The organism is Pseudomonas sp. RL, assembly GCF_000647775.1.
Classification (GTDB): Bacteria; Pseudomonadota; Gammaproteobacteria; order Pseudomonadales; family Pseudomonadaceae; genus Serpens; species Serpens flexibilis.
In genome coordinates, this window is sequence record NZ_JBOY01000188.1 from 1 (window position 1) to 848 (window position 848).

The following is an 848-nucleotide window of genomic DNA, read 5'->3' on the forward strand; positions in this document are numbered from 1 at the left end:
GAGCCCGCCATCCATGATGCGTCCCGACGCCAAGGTCCAGAAGGTCTACCTCTATCCCAAGCCCGTCGACTTCCGCAAATCCATCAACGGCCTGGCCGCCCTGGTCGCGCTGGATATAAAAGTGGAGGTGTTCAACCCGGTGTTGTTCGTGTTCCTCAACCGCACGCGCAATCAGGTGAAGATCCTCTACTGGGAGCGCAACGGCTTCTGCCTGTGGCTCAAGCGGCTGGAGGCCGAGCGTTTCAAGACCCAGCCCGATGCCGGGGACGCGGCCATCGAGCTGACGGTCGATGAACTGAACTGGCTGCTCGACGGCATTGACCTGTGGCGCAACCGCCCGCACCGCATCCTGACGCCGCGTTTCGTTGCCTGAGCCGGTATAATCCGGCGCCATGATTCCCGCGCCCGAAACCCTCCCCGACGACCCGGTTCTGCTCAAGCAGATGCTGCTGTTGGCGCAGGGAAAGGTGGCGCAACTTCAGGAGCAAGTGGCCCTGCTGCGCCACAAGCTGTTCTCGCCAAAATCCGAGCGCAGCCCCGAGGATGCCGACTCGCCGCAGCTGGCCATGTTCAACGAGGCCGAAGAGCTGATCGAACAGCCGGCGGCGGTCGATGAAAGCGAGGAGCAAGCCGAAGACGTCGTCGCCCCCGTCAAGCCGCGTGGCAAGCGCAAGCCGCTGCCGGCCAGCCTGCCGCGCGTGGAGATCGTCCACGAGCTGCCCGAACACGAGCGGACCTGTGCCTGCGGCGCCTGCAAGCAGGTCATCGGCGAGGAGACCAGCGAACAGCTGGAGATCATCCCGATGCAGGTGCGGGTGATCCGCCACATCCGCAAGACCTACGCCTGC

Annotated in this window: 2 protein-coding genes; both read left to right on the plus strand. The window is 64.4% G+C overall.

Features of this window, described 5'->3' with window-relative positions; translation table 11 throughout:
* Positions 1-16 precede the first annotated feature (16 nt).
* The gene (tnpB, locus tag AS93_RS0117995; RefSeq protein ID WP_155943651.1) at positions 17-373 is read left to right on the plus strand and encodes an IS66 family insertion sequence element accessory protein TnpB; all 357 of its coding nucleotides are present in this window, start codon (positions 17-19) and stop codon (positions 371-373) included.
* A 19-nt stretch (positions 374-392) separates the two neighbouring features.
* Positions 393-848: IS66 family transposase zinc-finger binding domain-containing protein (locus AS93_RS19785; RefSeq protein ID WP_037010049.1), on the plus strand; the 456-nt coding region annotated here is incomplete at its 3' end.